We start from the raw sequence: 17,585 nt of genomic DNA on the forward strand, positions 1-17,585 counted from the left end.
GCGTCGCGCATAAAAAGTTTTTCCTCCCATATCAACGATATGCGGCGACTGAATTTTTTAATCGCGCCATTTTTTAATCGCGCCTTGTCAGGCTTAGCAATTTGAATGATGAGAGCTGCCCTTTCGTCCGCGTTTTTGCCATATTAAGGATCACGCTATGCTGGCCTGTTTTTTGACACACGCTGTGCGCGCACGACCGGCGCGGTTTTCTGAGCGCCTTGCCAGCGGCTGGATGACTGCAAGTTGGCTGGCTGCCTGTTGTGTGCTGTGGCTAGGGTTGCTGGCCGAACATGTATGGGCGGCCGAGGCTGACACCGAAGCGCGCGTGACCTTTGCACCGCAAGGCGAGGTGAAGGCGGTCAGACAAGTCAGCGCCCGGTTTTCGCTGCCCATGGTGGCTTTTGGCGATCCGCGTCTGCCTGCACCGTTTGACATTCAATGCGATGCCAAAGGGCAGGGGCATTGGCTGGATGACAGGCAGTGGGTGTATGACTTTGAGGCCGATTTACCAGCCGGTTTGCAATGCCGCTTCTCTGTTAAAAAAGGCTTGCAAAGCGTCGCGGGCACACCGGTTTCGTCGCAATCCTTCAGTTTTTCAACCGGGGGGCCGGCCATCGTCACCTCGCTGCCAGAAGAGGGCATTGAATATATCGATGAGTCACAGGTGTTTTTGCTGGGGCTTGATGCGCCTGTCAATGAAGACAGCGTCAAGCAGCATGCTGCTTGCAGCATACAAGGTGTAGGTGAGCTGTTTCCACTCAAGTTGATCACTGGCCAGGCACGCGAGCAGATCCTGCGCGAGCAAAAAGACCGTGCCAGCCAGTTGTTTTTGGTGTTGTTTAAAAATGCGCAGCAGGGTCTGCTCTCAGTCAAAGACCGCCGTATACAGCAGGCGAATATTGTGGTGGCACAGTGCAGCCGCCCGTTGCCTGCGGGCAGTGAGGTGAGTTTGCATTGGGACGCAGGCATCACCTCCGTCAGTGGTGTGGTTGCCAACAAGCCGCAAGTGCTGAGGTTTAAAGTCCGCGACGCGTTTAAAGTGAATGCCAGCTGCACGCGCACCAATGCCAAGGCTGGCTGTATTCCAGTATTGCCGATACAGGTGCAGTTTAATGCACCTGTCAGCCGCCGCCTGGCTGAGGCCATCCGAATCAAACTGCCGGATGGCAGCATGCAAAAACCGGTGATTGCCGACTATGCACAAGGGGAGACCTTGGAGTCGGTGCAGTTCAAAGGACCGTTTACCGCGAATAGCCGGGTGGTGCTGCAATTGCCAGGTGAATTTAAAGATGATGCCGGGCGTGTGCCGGTCAATGCGCGCGCTTTCCCGTTGGCGATGACAATGGATGTCGATCCGCCCCTGATCAAGTTCCCGGCAAAATTTGGCATTTTGGAGCGGTATGCGCAACCTGCCTTGCCGGTGACGGTGCGTAATGTCGAGGTCACCTTGCAAGGCGCGCGCATCACCCCCAGCGCCAATGCCGAGCAATCTGGCCGTGTGGGCCGCTTGCAACCTGAGAATGATGCTGAACTGGCGGCCTGGTATTTTAAAGTCACCCAGCATCCTTATGGCAGTGGCGAGTCTGACGCCTTTTTGAAAACGCATGACCGTTACCCGCGCGAGGGGGAAATCCCCCTGCTAATAGGCAACCAGGACGTAGCTTCCAGTGAGATCCGCCTGCCGCGCAGGCAAGGGCAGAAAACGTTTGAGGTGTTGGGCATCCCGCTGCAAAAGCCTGGATTTTATGTGGTCGAATTTGCCAGTGACCGCCTGGGGGCGGCGTTGCATGGCGAGCAAAAACCTTATTTTGTCTCATCTAGCGCGCTGGTCACCAACCTGGCCGTGCATTACAAAAAAGGCCATGAGTCATCCCTGGTGTGGGTGACGCGGCTGGATAATGCCAAACCGGTCTCGGGGGCCGAAGTCAGGGTATCCACCTGCGATGGTGTCTTGCTCTGGCAAGGCAAAACCGACCGCCAGGGCCGCGCGAATATTGCACAGGCGCTTGAAGACAGCTACCGCAAAAGTTGTTATGGTCATCTGGTCACGGCACGCAAAGACGATGATTTGTCGTTTATGTTTTCACAGTGGGACGATGGCCTCAGCCCCTGGCAATTTAACCTGGGCGGCGGCGAGAGCGCGGGCCCGGTACTGGCGCATACGGTGTTTGACCGCCCCTTGTTCCGTGCTGGTGAAACCGTCTCCATGAAGCACTTTGTGCGCTTGCATACCGTTAAAGGACTGCGCCTGCCCGAGCGGTTGCCGGATGAGATCACCTTGACGCATCAGGGCAGCGGTGAAAGCGAGACGCGCGCGGTGCGCTGGGCCAATGCGGCCGGTACGTCTAGCTGGGTGATTCCCAAAGAAGCCAAGCTGGGCAACTATGTGGTGACCATGATGGTGGAGGGCATGGAGGTAACGATGGGGCATTTCCGGGTTGAGCAATATCGCGTGCCCTTGATGCATGCCAGCCTCAAACCGCCCGCCGCACCGGTGGTCAACCAGCGTCAATTACAGGTGGATGTGCAACTCAACTATCTGGCGGGCGGGCCTGCGGCTGGCTTGCCGGTCAAGTTCCGTAGCCGGCTAGAGCCTTATACCATGCAGTTTGCGCAGTATGAGGCGTTTCGTTTTGGCGGTGAGCGGCCACAGGAAGGGCTGCACGCCATACAACCTTTTTCTTATGACCCGGAAGAAGGCTGGAGTGATGGGCAATCCTCGGATCAAGCGTCTGCTGACAGTGACAAGCGCTACCCGCCCCGCACGCAGGCAGTGACGCTGGATGGCAGTGGCGGAGCGCGCGTTACTTTTGACCGTTTGCCTAATGTGCGTACCCCGCATGCCCTGCAGGTAGAGATGGAATATGCCGACCCCAATGGCCAGATATTGACAGCAGCCACGCAAGCGCTGCTGCTACCCTCGGCCGTGCATCTCGGTATTAAAATGGATAGTTACTTTGCGACACCGCAGAATCTGGCGTTTAAGGTGCTGGCGCTGGATAGCACAGGTAAACCGCTGGTCGGGCAGGCAGTAGCCGTTGAGGCCTATCAGCGGCATACCTATGCTTACCGCAAACGGTTGCTGGGCGGGTTTTATGCCTATGAACAAACTGCTGAGGTGAAGCATGTGGGCGCGGTTTGCGACGGGCAAACCGATGGCCAGGGTTTGCTCAGTTGCAAGGGGGCGGCTCCGGCCAGTGGCGAATTGATTCTGGTGGCAACCACCAAAGACAGCAAAAAACAGCCTGCCATCGCCAGCCAGGAAGTGTATGTCGCCGATGAAGACGGCTGGTATAGCGCAGGCGCCAGCGACCGCATTGATATTTTGGCTGACAAGCGCGAGTATGCCCCGGGCGAAACGGCGCAATTTGAAGTACGCATGCCTTTCCGCGAAGCGACGGCGCTGGTGACGGTGGAGCGCGAAGGCGTACTAGCCTCGTATGTCAGCAAAATCAGCATGCAGTCGCCCATCGTCAAGGTGCCGATCGCTGCCGAGTATGGGCCTAATGCCTATGTGTCGGTGATGGTGGTGCGTGGCCGTGTCGATCCGCAAGCGCCCGGACGCTTTGCCTGGCTCAAGCGCATGGTCTATCAGGTGGGCCAGTTTTTAGGCCTGGTTGAGCATTTGCCGGTCGAGGTGGATACGCGGCCAACGGCCCTGGTGGATTTAAGCAAGCCTGCCTTCAAGCTGGGCATGACGCAAATCAAGGTGGGCTGGCAAGGCTATGCCCTCAAGGTCAAGGTGGAGCCTGAACGTACGGTTTACCGGGTGCGCGAGCAGGCCCAGGTCAAGCTGACGGTGACAGACCCGGCGGGCAAGCCGCTCTCGAATGCCGAGGTGGCGCTGACTGCGGTGGATGAAGGCTTGCTGCAACTGGCCAAGCCTGATTCCTGGCAGTTGCTGGAGGCCATGATGCAGCGCCGGCCGATAGAGGTATATACCTCAACGGCACAGTCGCAAGTGATTGGTAAACGCCATTTTGGTAAAAAAGCCGTCGCACCCGGCGGTGGCGGCGGGCAGGGCGCCAACGCGCGTGAGCTGTTTGATACCTTGCTGCTGTGGAAGCCCGTGATCAAGTTGGATAAACACGGCCAGGCCAGTGTCAGCATTCCGCTCAATGATGCGCTGACCAGTTTCCGCATTGCCGCCATTGCCCATGCCGGTGCAGCGCGCTTTGGTTCTGGCAGTGCGCTGATCCGCACCACGCAAGACCTGATGCTGTTTTCTGGGCTGCCGCCGTTTGTGCGCGAGGGGGATCAGCTGCAGGCCATGGTGACCGTGCGCAATGCCAGCCAGCGACCCCTCACCACGCAAGTGACCGCCACCCCGCTGGGCGTGGAGACCGCGCTTAAACCACAGCGCGTCAAGCTGGCCGCTGGCCAAGCCGCAACCCTGGCGTTCCCGCTACGCGTGCCTTACAACGTGACCGGCCTGGATTGGCAAATAGATGCGGCGGTGGTCGGGGAGTCTACCGCGCAACCCCCAACTCGTTTGCAAATTAAAGACCGTTTAAAAGTGCACCAGCAGGTCGGTGCGGCTTATCCGGTCCGTGTCTACCAGCAGACCATACAGCAGTTGCAAGCCGGTCAGCCCTGGCAGATGACGGTACAAGCGCCAGCGCAGGCGGTACCGGGCCGGGGTGGTATAGACGTGCGGCTTAACCGCTCGCTGGTTGGTAGCCTGTCTAGCGTGCGCGAATGGATGCAGCGCTATCCCTATATCTGTTTGGAACAGCGCGCCTCGGTGGCGGTGACGCTGGAGGATCAGGCCCGCTGGAATAGCGTGATGCTCAGTCTGGGGCAGCACCTCGATGGCGATGGCCTGGCGCGTTATTTCCCTATGGATTGGTTGCAAGGCGATGACAGCCTCACCAGTTATTTATTGCAAATTGCCGATGCTGCAGGCTATGACATCCCGGACACCGCGCGTGAGCGCATGCTCAAAGGGCTGGAAGATTTTGTCGCTGGCCGCATTCACCGCTATGGCAGCATTCAAACGGCAGATGTCGTGTTGCGCAAGCTGGCGGCGATTGATGCCCTGGCACGCTATGACCATGCCAGACCAGAAATGCTGGATGCGCTGGAGATTCGTCCCGAGCTGTGGCCGACCTCAGGCGTGATTGACTGGTTATCCATACTCAAACGCATGCCAGCGCTGCCAGAGGCTGAGCAAAAGCGCGCCCAGGCCATGCAGGTACTGCAATCGCGCTGGATGGTTTCAGGCACGCAGTTCACGTTTTCGACCGAGAAACAGGATGACCTGTGGTGGTTGATGGTGTCGCCCGACGTGAATGCGGCGCGTACGCTGGACTTGCTGGCGGCAGACCCGCAATTGCCTGCCGAGGATGCGGGCCGTCTCGCACGTGGCTTGTTGTCGCGACAACAGGCCGGCCATTGGCGGACCACCTTGGCCAATGCCTGGGGCGTGCTGGCGTTGCGGCATTTCCAGAAAGCCCATGAACAGGCTGCGGTGACTGGCCAGGTCGAGCTTAGCCTGGCCGGGCAAAGCCAGCATTTGCCTTGGTCACGTGCCGCCATTGCCAAGCCTGCTAAAGCAATGACTAGCGCCACCCAGCCCGCGCCTTGGACCGAAGCGGGGGGATTGCTGACGCAGTATGCCTGGCCGCAGGCGGCAGCTCCGCTGCAAATCCAGCAACAGGGTGAAGGCAAGCCTTGGGCATTTGTCACCGCCAAAGCGTCCTTACCGTTGCAAGCCCCGCTGTTTGCCGGCTATCGCTTGCAACGTGAGGTCACACCGGTGTCGCAAAAAACGGCTGGCCGCTGGCAACGGGGCGATGTCTACCGCGTCCGCCTCACTGTGGAGGCGCAAGCTGACATGACCTGGGTGGTCATCAATGACCCGGTGCCCAGTGGCGCGACAATCCTCGGCAGTGGCCTGGGCGGAGACAGCCAGCAACTGACGCAAAACGAGCAACGCCTGGGCTGGCAACGGCCGGCCTATGAAGAGCGCGCACTGGATGGCTTCAGGGCATATTATGCCTACGTGCCCAAGGGTAAATTCACGGTCGAATATACGGTCAGACTCAATCAGCCCGGCCAGTTCAGTCTGCCTGGCAGCCGGGTGGAGGCCATGTATGCGCCAGAAGTGTTTGCCGAGTTGCCGGTGCCTGCCATGCAGGTACAGTGAGATTGATGCGACGTTTCTTCCTGCCATTGTGGTTCAGCCTGCGCAGTCGTCCGTGGCTTTGCGCAGTGCTGGCCCTGCTGGCCGGAATCTGCCTGCTGATCCTGTGGGTGGCGACAGTGAAGGTGCCAGACTTCGGCCAGTTTAAGCAACACAGCCAGAGTTCAGAGGCCTGGCTGCTGGATCGACATGGCGCACCGCTGCAACGCTTGCGCCTGAATCATGATTACCGCAGGCTGGACTGGGTGCCGCTGGCACAGATTTCCCCACGCTTGCAGCAGGCCATGCTGGTGGCCGAGGACAAGCGCTTTTATCAGCATGCGGGGGTGGATCCGTGGGCCCTGTTGTCTGCCATCTGGGATAACCTGCATCGCCCGCATCGACGCGGCGGGAGTACATTGACCATGCAGTTAGCCAAGTTATGGCTGCAAGACACCCAGCCCGGCTTTTCAAACACCTCACCATGGCGCTTCAAGCTGGCACAAATTCGCCTGGCTCTGGCCATTGATCATGATTGGCAGAAAAACCAGATTCTGGAGGCGTATTTAAATCGGGTGACGTTTCGTGGCGAACTGGTGGGCATTGATGCGGCCGCGCGTGGCTTGCTGGCCAAAGGCCCGGCGGCACTGGATCGTCTGGATGCGGCCTTGCTGGCAGCGCTGGTGCGGGCGCCAGCCGCCAGTGCTTCGCGTCTGGCCGGGCGCGCTTGCGATGTGCTGACACATACGCACACGCAGGATGCACGCCAAGACTGCGAGCGCTTGTGGATACGCGCCGCCTTGTTACCGAAACGGCCTTTCCCCATGGCCGGGCAGGATGATGCGCCTCATGTGGCCAGGCGGTTGCTCACACAGGCCGGACAGCGTGACCGCAGCAGCTTGGATGCCAGTCTGCAACGTTTTGCCCGGCAAACATTGCAAACCCATCTGGCTCAACTGGCCAGCCAGCATGTGACCGACGGCGCCGTGCTGGTGCTTGACAATACCAGTGGCGAGGTACTGGCCTATGTTGGCTCCAGCGGCGATTTATCCGGGGCTGCAGCGGTGGATGGCGTGGCCGCGTTGCGGCAGCCAGGGTCTACGCTCAAGCCTTTTTTGTATGCACTGGCGATAGATCAGGGGTGGCTGCAAGCCGCCTCGGTGCTGGATGACTCGCCGCTGGCACTGACCACGCCCAGCGGCTTGTATATTCCACAAGACTATGACCGCCATTTTCATGGCGCGGTCAGTGTGCGCACGGCGCTCGCCTCATCGTTAAATGTACCTGCCGTGCGCGCGTTAACGCTGGTGGGTGTGGACTGCTTTTTACACACCCTGCAACAGCTGGGCTTGCAGGATTTGAAACAGGACGCCGATTTTTATGGTTTTGGCCTCGCCCTGGGCGGTGCCGAAACCAGTTTGTTCCAGCTCACCAATGCTTACCGGGCACTGGCCAATGGGGGCCAGTGGCAGCCAATCCGTTTTCACACAGGCACCAAGCCTTTGTCCCCATCACGCCAGGTGTTCACTCCGCAAACCAGCTTTATCATCGGTGATATTTTGTCTGACCCGGTGGCGCGCAGTATGACTTTTGGTTTATCTAGCCCATTATCGACGCGGGGATGGGCGGCGGTGAAAACCGGCACCAGCAAAGGCATGCGTGACAACTGGGCGATCGGCTACAGCCAGCGCTATACGGTAGGGGTTTGGGTCGGTAACTTTTCTGGCGAGCCAATGTGGGATGTGTCAGGCGTGACAGGCGCAGCGCCGGTGTGGCGTGACATCATGGAATATCTGCACCGGGACAGCGCGTCCATGTCGCCTGTGCCGCCAGCTGGTGTCGTGGCGCAAACCGTGCATTATGTGCCAGCCATCGAGGCCCCCAGGCAAGAATGGGTGCTAGGCAATGCGCCACTGCCAGCCACAACCACCCTTCGTCTGGCACCGCTACAAGCACAGCTGATTGCGCCACCGGCGGGGGCGGTGATTGCGCCAGATCCGGATATTCCCGACCGCAAACAAGCCTTGCTGGTGCAAGCCGCCTGGAGCGGGCAGGCCTGTCTGTATCTGGATCAGCACTTGATCAACCAATGCCGTTTGCCACAACTGACGATTCCTTTGCCGCCCCCAGGCAAACATGTCTTAAGCCTGCGGGACAAGCACGGCCAGCTATTGGATCAGCACCCGTTTGAAGTGCGGGCGATAGCCCTTAAAGCCCCAGCTTAAGTTTAGGGCCAGGCGGCCACAAGGCAAACTGTTCGCCATGACAATAAATATGGCTGTAAAAGTGATTTATCCCTTATGATTCAGCCATACAATTCATCATTTACGGAAGAGCAGGATTTTAAACATGCGTGTATTAAAGTGGCTGTTATGGTTATTGTTGCCGGTGGCCTTGTTTGCACTCTATACCTGGGCCAGCTTGAGTTGGGTGTATTCATCGGGGGACAGGGTCGGCTATGTGCAAAAACTCTCGAATAAAGGCTGGTTGTGCAAAACCTGGGAGGGTGAGTTGGTGCTGGTCACCGTGCCCGGCACCCAGGCCGAGAAGTTTTACTTTACCGTGCGCGATCCGGCCGTGATTCCCAAAATCAATGCCTTGTCTGGTGAGCGCGTCCGGTTGCAATATGAAGAGCACAAGGGCGTGCCGTCAAGCTGCTTTGGTGAGACTAGTTACTATGTTTATAACGTGTTAAAGGTGAATGACGATTACAATTAACCGTGAAGCATAAAAAATGCGCCCAAGACGGGCGCATTTTTTATGCCTGGGGCTAGGCAAGCTTCAGGCACTTAAGCGCCACGTCTGTTGTGGCAGGGCGAGTGTTTCTTCTGGTGTTGCCTCCAGTTTGAACTGATTGACGGAGGCCACCAGGGTGTGCACCTGTTCCAGCATGCTTTCTGCGGCCGCGGCAGCTTCTTCTACCAAGGCGGCATTTTGCTGCGTGGTCTCGTCGATGGCGGTCATGGAGGCATAAATCTGCTGCATGCCGTCACTTTGCTGACCGGCTGCCTCGGAGATAGCGCCTATGCTACTGGAGACCTGTTGCACGGCCAGCACAATGTCCTGCATGGTGCGACCGGCTTGCCCCACTTGTTTGGCACTGACATTGGTTTGGCTGACCGAGGTGGCAATCAATTCCTTGATCTCTTTGGCTGAAGCGGCCGAGCGGGTGGCCAGGTTGCGCACTTCGCCTGCCACCACGGCAAAGCCACGGCCAGCTTCACCGGCACGCGCAGCTTCTACCGCTGCATTCAGCGCCAGGATGTTGGTCTGGAAGGCAATGCTGTCAATCACGCTGGTGATTTGGGCAATCTGGTCCGAGGTCTCATTGATACCTTGCATGGTGGTCGACAGTGCTTTAAAGGCATCGCCGCCTTGCAAGGCCATCTGGTTGGCTTGACTGGCCTGCTGGCGGGCCTGACGCGCATGGTCGGCCGTTTGCTTGATATGGCTGGTCAGGGTTTCCAGACTGGCTGATGTTTCTTGCAGGGCATTGGCTTGCGTCTCGGTGCGACGTGACAGGTCGTTATTACCTTTTTCAATTTCTGCGGCAGCCACCTGTATGGTTTCTGCCGCTTGCTTGACGGTTTCTATCGGCGCCACCATGCGTTGCAGAATCTCTTGTGAGCCTTGCAAGGCCAGCCTGAAATCGCCAGCATGCGCCGTCACATCCACCAGGCTATACAGTTGGCCTTGCTGGGCTTCATCGGCAATCTGGCGCGTATCGGCTACCAGTCGCTTCACGGACAGGATGCAGGTGTTCAGGTTGTTGATCAGCACCTTGAAGTCGCCATGGTACTGGTTATTGATAGGGGCGGGCAGATCTCCCGCCGCAATCCGGTTGACGCAGTCTGCCGCCACATGCAGTGGCGAGACCACCGCGTCCAGGGTCTGGTTGATGCCCTGGATAATCTGACGGAAATCCCCGGCGTGTGCTTCTACGTCTACCCGTGTATCCAGTTTGCCCTGTTGTGCGTCCGAGGCCAGGTGATGAACATCGCTGATCAGCTGGTGAATCGCCTGTGCGCAGTGCTGCAGGCTGGTTTGCATCAGGTTAAAGTCACCGGCAAACTGGGTGTCAATCCGGGTCGGAATATTGCCTGCCGCCATTTGATCCAGATAATGCGCCGTGGTCTGCAAGGGCGTGACCACGGCATCCAGCGTCTGGTTAAAGCCGGCCACAATCTGCCTGAATTCACCCTGATGACGTGATTCATCCACGCGTGTGGAGAGCTGGCCCTGTTCCGCGGCGGCTGACAGTGTATGTACATCTTCCATTAAGCGTTTGAAGTTTTGGCGTACCTGCTCAATGCTCTGGTTGATATAGCTGCGTTGACCAGGGAAAGCCGCCAGTGGCTGGTTGAAATCCCCTTCGCCAAAGGCTGTGACCACCTGCAAAGACTGGCTCTGCGCCTCAATATGCTCCTCGACCATCTGGTTAATGCCTGAAGTCAGTTGCTGATAGGCGCCCGAAAATTGGCTGCTGTCTATGCGGTAATCAATCATGCCGGCCCGGTGCTGGCTGGACATTTCATTCAGGGATTGCACGATGTTCTGAATATTGGCTTGCATGCGCTGCATTTCGTTCAACAGCCGGGTAGTTTCGTCGCTCCCTTGTGCCGCTGCCTGCACAATAAACTGACCATTGGCGATATGCTGCGACATGGTCAGTGCCTGATCAAGCGGTCTGGTGATGGAGTGGGTCATTTTCCAGGCGATGAGCATGGCCATGACTATCGCCACCAGTAATGCGATTTCGATCTGTTTGTTCGCGCTGGCAATGGTAGATGCAAACTGCGCAGAAGCATCCGACACGCCTGCAGTATTCATATCCATCAGCAGCCTGAGGGAATGATTTAATGGCTTGTCTGCGCCTTTGACTGTCGCATCAATCTCAGTCACGCCCATGCCTTCGTTTTTGAGCGCTTCGCAGCGTTTCATGGCGTCACGATAAGTGGTCAGGGCAAGGGTGATATTGCCTAAAATCTCTTTTTCTTGTGTGTTCAGTACGCCGGTTGCTGCATAGGCTTGCATGGCTTGTTCAATATCGGTGAGGCCTTGTTCAAATTTGCGGGCTTCGCGGCCGCCTCTGAGGATGTAATTTTTAAAATGGTGCACCGCATCTCCCAGGCCTTTGCTGGCGTTTTCGATCTGGGTTCGTTTGGTCAGTTGCACGGTTTCAAACTGCTGCCAGGTCTGGTGGATATGATTAAACCCGCGCCAGGCAATCACAAAAATAAAGGTGGTAAATAAAATCAGCAATCCATAACTTAAAAACAAACGGGTGCCGACATTGAGATGGGCGAGAGACTTTTTCATGCAATTCCTCAGGGACAAACTTGAACAACGGCCAGTCATCAGGCTGGCGTGGGCGTGCAGATTGCAACGCTCAACCTATTTACGTAAAACAAGGCCTGAACTAAAGCGTTTTCATCAAACTTTCACAAATGTTTCATAAAGGGAGGATGCAACAGGCGAGTGACTGCTTGGCGGGTACTAGACGCATGATGTTGTATGATATGCTCGGCGAGCATGGGCTTGCCGCTGAAGTCAGCGTGCGGGGCACAAAAAATGGATTTGGAATTGAATGGCTGAACAAAAAAACTATATTACGCCCGAGGGCTATGCCGCCCTGGAGAAAGAGTTTCAATACCTGATTAAAGTCGACCGGCCAGAGGTGGTCCGTGTGGTGAGCTGGGCGGCAGGCAACGGTGACCGCAGCGAAAATGGGGATTACATCTACGGCAAACGACGCTTGCGGCAGATTGATTCGCGTATCCGCTTTTTAACCAAACGCATGGAAGCGGCCGAGATTGTTTACAGCCATACGCAAACCAATACTGAAAAAGTGTTTTTTGGCGCCTGGGTGACCTTGTTTAACCTTGGTGATGACAGCGAAAAAACCATACGCATCGTCGGCCAGGATGAGCTGGATCCTTCACAAGGCTATATTTCGTGGGTATCGCCGATGGCGAGAGCGCTGCTGGGCAAAAATCTGGGCGATACCGTACATGTGGTGACGCCAGGGGCCGACACCGAGTATGAAATTATTGATATCCGTTATGCCTGATGGAAGCATCGCGCCGCTCCCACTGCTGGCAGCATCATGTAAAAGTATCGACAAAGACTTGAACTAATCATGGCCAGGCCTTATCCTAAAGACATGCGTAAACGTCTCTGCTTGTTCCTGATTTTCTGGTTGCCATGCTTTGTCATGGCTGCCAACGTCATGTCATTGCAGATGACCTTGGCTGACCAGGCCTTCAATCTGGCCGCACATGCTGTGTCTTCGCATGACCTCTCAGCTCAAGTGCAATCGCAGGCCGAAGCCATGCCTTGCCACCATATGGCAGACGCGCATGAACATGCCATGCCTGAAGGGGATACTGAAGTCGCGCCCGGTCATCAGTGCAGTGTCTGCGGTTTTTGCATGGTCAGCACCGGTGTGGCCGATCTGCAAGCTTTTCCAGCTGTTGTCTTCTTCGCACAGTCTCATGCTGCCCCCTTGTTTGAGGCAGATCCTGTGCACTCCCAAACTTACCCTCCCGCGATCAAGCCACCCATATTCGCTTAACGCCCAGGACAAATCCGTCCGTACCTAGCGTTTTTGCACAATGCGTTTTTGCATTTTGAATATGGAGGCTATATGTTTAAGCAACGTTATGTTGCCTGTGGCGCCTTCTTGCTCAGCCAGATTAGTTTGACCGCCCACGCGGCGGCGCTGATGGGGTTTGAGGACAGCGCCATGCTCATGACCGAGATCGGTCGCTACAACCAGGAATGGATGTTGAATTACTCGCCCACCTTTGGGCATGCCATTGGCGTCGAGCAAATGCGCATGTCGGGGAAAGGCGAGCAAGCCACCACCATTTCCGGGATCAATTACACCGGCATCATCAAACGCTGGAACCTGCCGTCTGCCCAGGCCAATGTCTGGTTTAACGGCAGCGTCGGCGAGGCAAGCGGGCACTATGATGGCTTTGCCTATACGCCCAGTCTGCAATTTGATGTGGAGTCTACCCGGCTGTATTTTCTCGCCAAGGCGCGCATGATCCGCGCCCCTCACATGAACTATGACACCGCCGCCGTGCAAGCTGGGTTTTCATTTTATGAAACCGGCTTTAACGAGACGCAGCCATGGTTTGTGATGGAGGTTAAAACCATGCGCAACAACGATCCGTCCGTGCAGGTGACGCCTGCACTAAGGCTCATCAACAAAAACTACTTTCTTGAGTTTGGGGTGACCAACCCCTGGCAAGGCGAGGGCTTTGCGCCGCGCCTGAATGCCATGTTTGTGTTTTAACCCTGATTGAATATTGAATAAAAGGAATCTGAATCATGAAAAAATTACTGATCACATTAATGCTGTCTGCAATGACCCCTGCGGCTTTTGCCGTGACCACGATCAAGGCCGAAGTCAACGGCATGGTCTGCGCGTTTTGTGCCAAAGGCATCGAGAAAAAACTCAATGCCTTGCCACAGAAACAGGCCGCATTTGTTGACCTGAAAAGCCGGGTGGTTGCCTTGCAACTCAAAGATGGCCAGGAGGTCTCCGATGCGGCCTTTAGCAAAGTGATTGAAGATGCTGGCTATACGGTGGCCAAGCTGGCCCGGGTGAACCAGACTGTTGAAGCGATTCAGGCAGAAGTGGTCAAGGCGGATCACCAGGCAGGTAGCAAATGATGGCCGCTGAAATCAATCATTTGCAGGCGAGCAAGCGGTTGAATCTGTTGTCGCTATTCACCAGTGGCTCGACGCTGATTTGCTGTGCCTTGCCAGCCACGCTGGTGGCGATCGGCTCGGTGGCAACCTTGACCAGCCTGATTAGCCATTTTCCGCAACTGATCTGGATCAGCGAGCATAAGCCGCTGGTGTTTGGCCTGGCCGGTAGCATGTTGCTGCTGGCCGGCATCATGCAGTGGCGTGCGCGCAATTTGCCTTGCCCGGTGGATCCACAGTTGGCCAAGCTATGCCAGCAAACCCGGCGGCAAAGCCTGTGGATTTACAGGTTTTCTGTGGTCATCTTTTTGGTCGGCAGCTTCTTTGCTTTTATTGCCCCCTTATTGATCGCTTGAGTTGCATCCCCTGGTGTTGGATGAATCAGGGGGAGGACATTCAGCCGCGTTTATGCGGCTGAATGTCAATAAGCGGTTGAAAACAAATGCTTTTAATTCATTTGCACGTCATATTCCTGCGTATAATTCTGTTTCATTAAAGAAGTCCGTCTTTTTGACGATGACTTAATTAGAAAAACAATGCAGAGAGTTGCCATGAATCCACCTATCATCATCGACATTGAAGCCTCTGGCTTTGGCGCTGGCAGTTATCCGGTCGAAATTGGCTATGTGGATAAAAGCGGGCAGACCTGGAGTGCGCAAGTACAGCCGCATGCGGACTGGCTGCATTGGGATGATGAAGCGGAAAAACTACACCATCAATCCCGCCAGTCGCTGGAAACTTATGGCGCGACGGCACGCGAGATTGCCTTGCATTTGAATCATATGCTCAATGGCAAAACGGTGTATACCGATGGCTGGTATCAAGACTTTGTCTGGTTACACGGCTTGTATGAGGCCGCTGGCTTGAGCCCCAACTTCAAGCTTGAGGATTTGAGCCTGACGCTCACGCTTGACCAGAAAGCCGTCTGGCATGAGACCAAGCAGCGCCTGCGTGAGCAAATGGCTTTGGAGCCCCATCGCGCGTCGACCGATGCCAAGCTGTTGCAATTGACCTGGCTGGAAACCGCTGAAATGACCACCGCCTCAGCGGCATAAACGCGCCAGGCTGCCGACCACTGGCAAGATCGGGTAGACTAGCGCTTCCTGGGTTTCAGCGGCATTCCCCCGTTCTATTCCTCCTATGTGTGCGACTCATATACGCCCTGTTGCGTCACTTCCCCAAGCTGTGTCTGGCGCCCGCTGGGATATTCTTTGCAAAGTGGTGGATAACTTTGGCGATATTGGCGTGTGCTGGCGCCTGGCCAGGCAATTGGCCTATGAGTACGATATTGCACTGCGCCTGTGGGTGGATGATCTTGCGTTGGCCGAACGTTTTGCGGGTGCTGGGCATGCCCGCATTGAGATACGGCACTGGAATGCAGACGCAGATTTTTCACCAGCGGCCGATATCGTCATTGAAACCTTTGGCTGTGGTTTGCCTGAGCCTTATCAGCAAGCCATGCTGCAAGGCGCTGCCACTTGGGTCAATGTCGATTACTTATCTGCAGAACCCTGGGTAGAGGGGTTTCATGCACAACCCTCACCACAAGCCAATGGTTTGATCCGTTATTTCTTTTACCCCGGGTTTACGCCGCAGACCGGTGGCCTGCTACGTGAGGCCAGCTTGCCCGCATGGCAGGCAACGGCGCAGTGGTCTAGCTTTGAATTTGCGCCGCCGATAGCCGCATCCCCTCGCACACTGACGCTCTCCTTATTTTGCTACGCGCATGCCCCGCTGGCTGCATTGGTGACGTCGCTTGCGCAGTCTCTCCAGCCTGTGTTTGTGCTGGTGCCAGAAACAGTCGCGCCTATGCTGGCCGAGGTGCTAGGGAGCAGCCCATTGCGGGTGGGTGAGCAGATCCAGCGCCAGCAGTGTACGTTTCTCGTTATTCCGTTTTTATCGCAAGCGGATTACGACCGTCTGCTTTACCTGTGCGATGTGAATTTTGTCCGTGGGGAGGATAGCTGGATACGGGCATTGTGGGCGGGCAAACCCATGATCTGGTTGCCGTATCAGCAAAGCGAAGAAACGCATCTGGTTAAACTCAATGCCTTTCTCGATCACTATCTGGCACAAGCCGAAGCCTCGGTTGCCGAAACCGTGCGTGAAACCATGCTGGCCTGGGCACGCGGGCACTGGCGTCCTGACTTGTGGCAATCGCTGGTCACTGCATTACCCGCGCTTGCCAGTCATGCGCAAGCGTTTAAAGCGCAACAATCGCAGCAGCCAGATCTCGCCACCAACTTGGTGCGTTTTATTGACAAAATCCGGCGTTAAGTGAGCGATGAGCATAAAGCGCAAGGCGCTAACAACGCAGCAAGCAAGGCAGTCGATGAGATACGGCTTGCGCACGGGTCCCGCGCAACACAGCAATTTGCAAGCGTGGTCACTTAATCCCTTGTTTTCTTGAGAAATGTCACGCATATCGGGTATAATCCGGCGTTTTAAAATCCCGCATACAAATTAAGGCTTATTATGAAAATCGCTCAAGAACTCCGCGTTGGCAACGTAGTGATGATTGGCAACGACCCGATGGTGGTTGTAAAGACTGAATACAACAAATCCGGCCGTAACGCGGCTGTGGTGAAAATGAAAATGAAAAACTTGTTGACTGAAGCGCCTAGCGAAAACGTCTACAACGCACAGGACAAGTTTGATGTGATCGTGCTCGAAAAGAAAGAAGTGACTTACTCTTACTTTGCTGATCCTACCTACGTATTTATGGATGCTGAATACAATCAATACGATGTGGATGCCGAATTTATGGAAGACGCGCTGCCATACCTCGAAGACGGCATGCCATGTGAAGTGCGTTTCTACGAAGGCAAAGCGATTTCTATCGAACTGCCAACCACTGTGGTGCGTGAGATCACTTATACCGAGCCTGCAGTCAAAGGCGATACTTCAGGTAAAGTCATGAAACCAGCGAAAATCGCTTCCGGTTTTGAGATTCCAGTGCCTTTGTTTGTGAACCAAGGCGACAAAATCGAGATCGATACCCGTACAGGTGAATACCGCAACCGCGTGATGAAATAATTCCTCTGCTTGCGATGATCAACCCCGGATTTTCCGGGGTTTTTTATTGTCTGCCGCTGGAGATGACCCTGCGATGATGCCGGATAGTGCGTCATTCTAGGAAATAATGCAACCGTTCAAGTGAATCATTCACTATCTGCGCTTAAAATTTTTCCATGACAATCGCTGACAGCTTTACATCATTTCAATCTTGGGGGTGTGCAATGCGTGATCAGCGAGTCAAAAAAACAAGCTTCTTCCTGTTGTCCGTGGTGTTGGGGGCGGCGCTGTTCAGCAGTTTGTCTGTCCATGCAGAAGGAGAGGGCAAAGCAGACCCCAGATCACTCAAACATCCCCTGATCGGTTATTGGGAATCCAGATTGCCCGAGAGTGGTTGCCTCGAAACCTACTGGTTTAAAGAAGACGGCACAGCGGTTTTTACTAGCGGCGACGAGCAACTTGAAGCGCGTTATGACGTCACCCCGCAACCGGATGAACATGGTTTTTTCAAGTTGAATCATCGCGTGACCTTAAGTAACAAGGCCCTGGATTGCACCAAACAACATTCTGAAATTAATACCGAGCAAACCAGTTTTGTGCTGTTTAAACCTGATGGCAGCAGTTTTATTTCCTGTGATGACGATGATCCTTCGCTTGAAAGCTGTTTTGGCCCCATAGAGTTAAAAAATAACGCTGCCAGAAGCTTGCACTAAGCGGTTTAATCCTG

13 protein-coding genes are annotated in these 17,585 nt (G+C 55.5%); 12 read left to right on the forward strand and 1 reads right to left on the reverse strand.

The window, feature by feature from the left end; genetic code table 11:
* Positions 1–157: 157 nt before the first annotated feature.
* The 3 genes from Q9292_RS01780 to Q9292_RS01790 all read left to right on the forward strand — a co-directional run bounded on the left by Q9292_RS01780 (position 158) and on the right by Q9292_RS01790 (position 8,842).
* Positions 158–6,148, forward strand: a complete 5,991-nt coding sequence (locus tag Q9292_RS01780) for an alpha-2-macroglobulin family protein (RefSeq protein ID WP_313984029.1) — start codon at positions 158–160, stop codon at positions 6,146–6,148.
* Between the two features lie 5 nt (positions 6,149–6,153).
* The gene (gene pbpC, locus Q9292_RS01785) at positions 6,154–8,349 is read left to right on the forward strand and encodes a penicillin-binding protein 1C (protein ID WP_313984032.1); all 2,196 of its coding nucleotides are present in this window, start codon (positions 6,154–6,156) and stop codon (positions 8,347–8,349) included.
* A 124-nt stretch (positions 8,350–8,473) separates the two neighbouring features.
* Positions 8,474–8,842, forward strand: coding sequence for a hypothetical protein (locus Q9292_RS01790; RefSeq protein WP_275356879.1), 369 nt, complete (start codon positions 8,474–8,476; stop codon positions 8,840–8,842).
* A 63-nt stretch (positions 8,843–8,905) separates the two neighbouring features.
* Here the strand turns inward: Q9292_RS01790 and Q9292_RS01795 are convergent, their stop codons facing one another.
* A complete protein-coding gene (locus Q9292_RS01795; protein WP_313984036.1) occupies positions 8,906–11,443 on the reverse strand; it encodes a methyl-accepting chemotaxis protein in 2,538 nt (845 codons plus the stop codon).
* 268 nt (positions 11,444–11,711) lie between these two features.
* Between Q9292_RS01795 and greB the strand changes: the two genes are divergently transcribed.
* From greB to Q9292_RS01840, 9 genes are all read left to right on the forward strand, one after another.
* Complete coding sequence (greB, locus tag Q9292_RS01800; RefSeq protein WP_194747074.1) at positions 11,712–12,194, forward strand: transcription elongation factor GreB; 483 nt, start codon at positions 11,712–11,714, stop codon at positions 12,192–12,194.
* 69 nt (positions 12,195–12,263) lie between these two features.
* Positions 12,264–12,698, forward strand: coding sequence for a hypothetical protein (locus Q9292_RS01805; protein ID WP_313984041.1), 435 nt, complete (start codon positions 12,264–12,266; stop codon positions 12,696–12,698).
* Positions 12,699–12,770: 72 nt separating this feature from the next.
* Positions 12,771–13,427: a hypothetical protein gene (locus Q9292_RS01810; RefSeq protein WP_313984044.1), complete on the forward strand. Its 657-nt coding sequence runs from the start codon at positions 12,771–12,773 to the stop codon at positions 13,425–13,427.
* Between the two features lie 35 nt (positions 13,428–13,462).
* A complete protein-coding gene (locus Q9292_RS01815) occupies positions 13,463–13,807 on the forward strand; it encodes a heavy-metal-associated domain-containing protein (RefSeq protein ID WP_313984047.1) in 345 nt (114 codons plus the stop codon).
* Positions 13,807–14,199, forward strand: coding sequence for a hypothetical protein (locus Q9292_RS01820; RefSeq protein WP_313984265.1), 393 nt, complete (start codon positions 13,807–13,809; stop codon positions 14,197–14,199). The genes Q9292_RS01815 and Q9292_RS01820 overlap by 1 nt, the downstream gene beginning before the upstream one ends.
* Before the next feature lie 195 nt (positions 14,200–14,394).
* Positions 14,395–14,898 carry a 3'-5' exoribonuclease gene (locus tag Q9292_RS01825; RefSeq protein WP_313984050.1) on the forward strand — a complete coding sequence of 168 codons (504 nt, stop codon included), beginning with the start codon at positions 14,395–14,397 and terminating at the stop codon, positions 14,896–14,898.
* Between the two features lie 130 nt (positions 14,899–15,028).
* Positions 15,029–16,120, forward strand: coding sequence for an elongation factor P maturation arginine rhamnosyltransferase EarP (gene earP / locus Q9292_RS01830; RefSeq protein ID WP_313984053.1), 1,092 nt, complete (start codon positions 15,029–15,031; stop codon positions 16,118–16,120).
* A 198-nt stretch (positions 16,121–16,318) separates the two neighbouring features.
* Positions 16,319–16,879 (forward strand): elongation factor P, encoded by a 561-nt coding sequence (gene efp / locus Q9292_RS01835; protein WP_018986563.1) that lies wholly within the window; start codon positions 16,319–16,321, stop codon positions 16,877–16,879.
* Positions 16,880–17,082: 203 nt separating this feature from the next.
* Positions 17,083–17,571: a hypothetical protein gene (locus Q9292_RS01840; RefSeq protein ID WP_313984058.1), complete on the forward strand. Its 489-nt coding sequence runs from the start codon at positions 17,083–17,085 to the stop codon at positions 17,569–17,571.
* Positions 17,572–17,585: the final 14 nt, after the last annotated feature.

The organism is Methylophilus sp. VKM B-3414, assembly GCF_032248435.1.
GTDB lineage: Bacteria > Pseudomonadota > Gammaproteobacteria > Burkholderiales > Methylophilaceae > Methylophilus > Methylophilus glucosoxydans.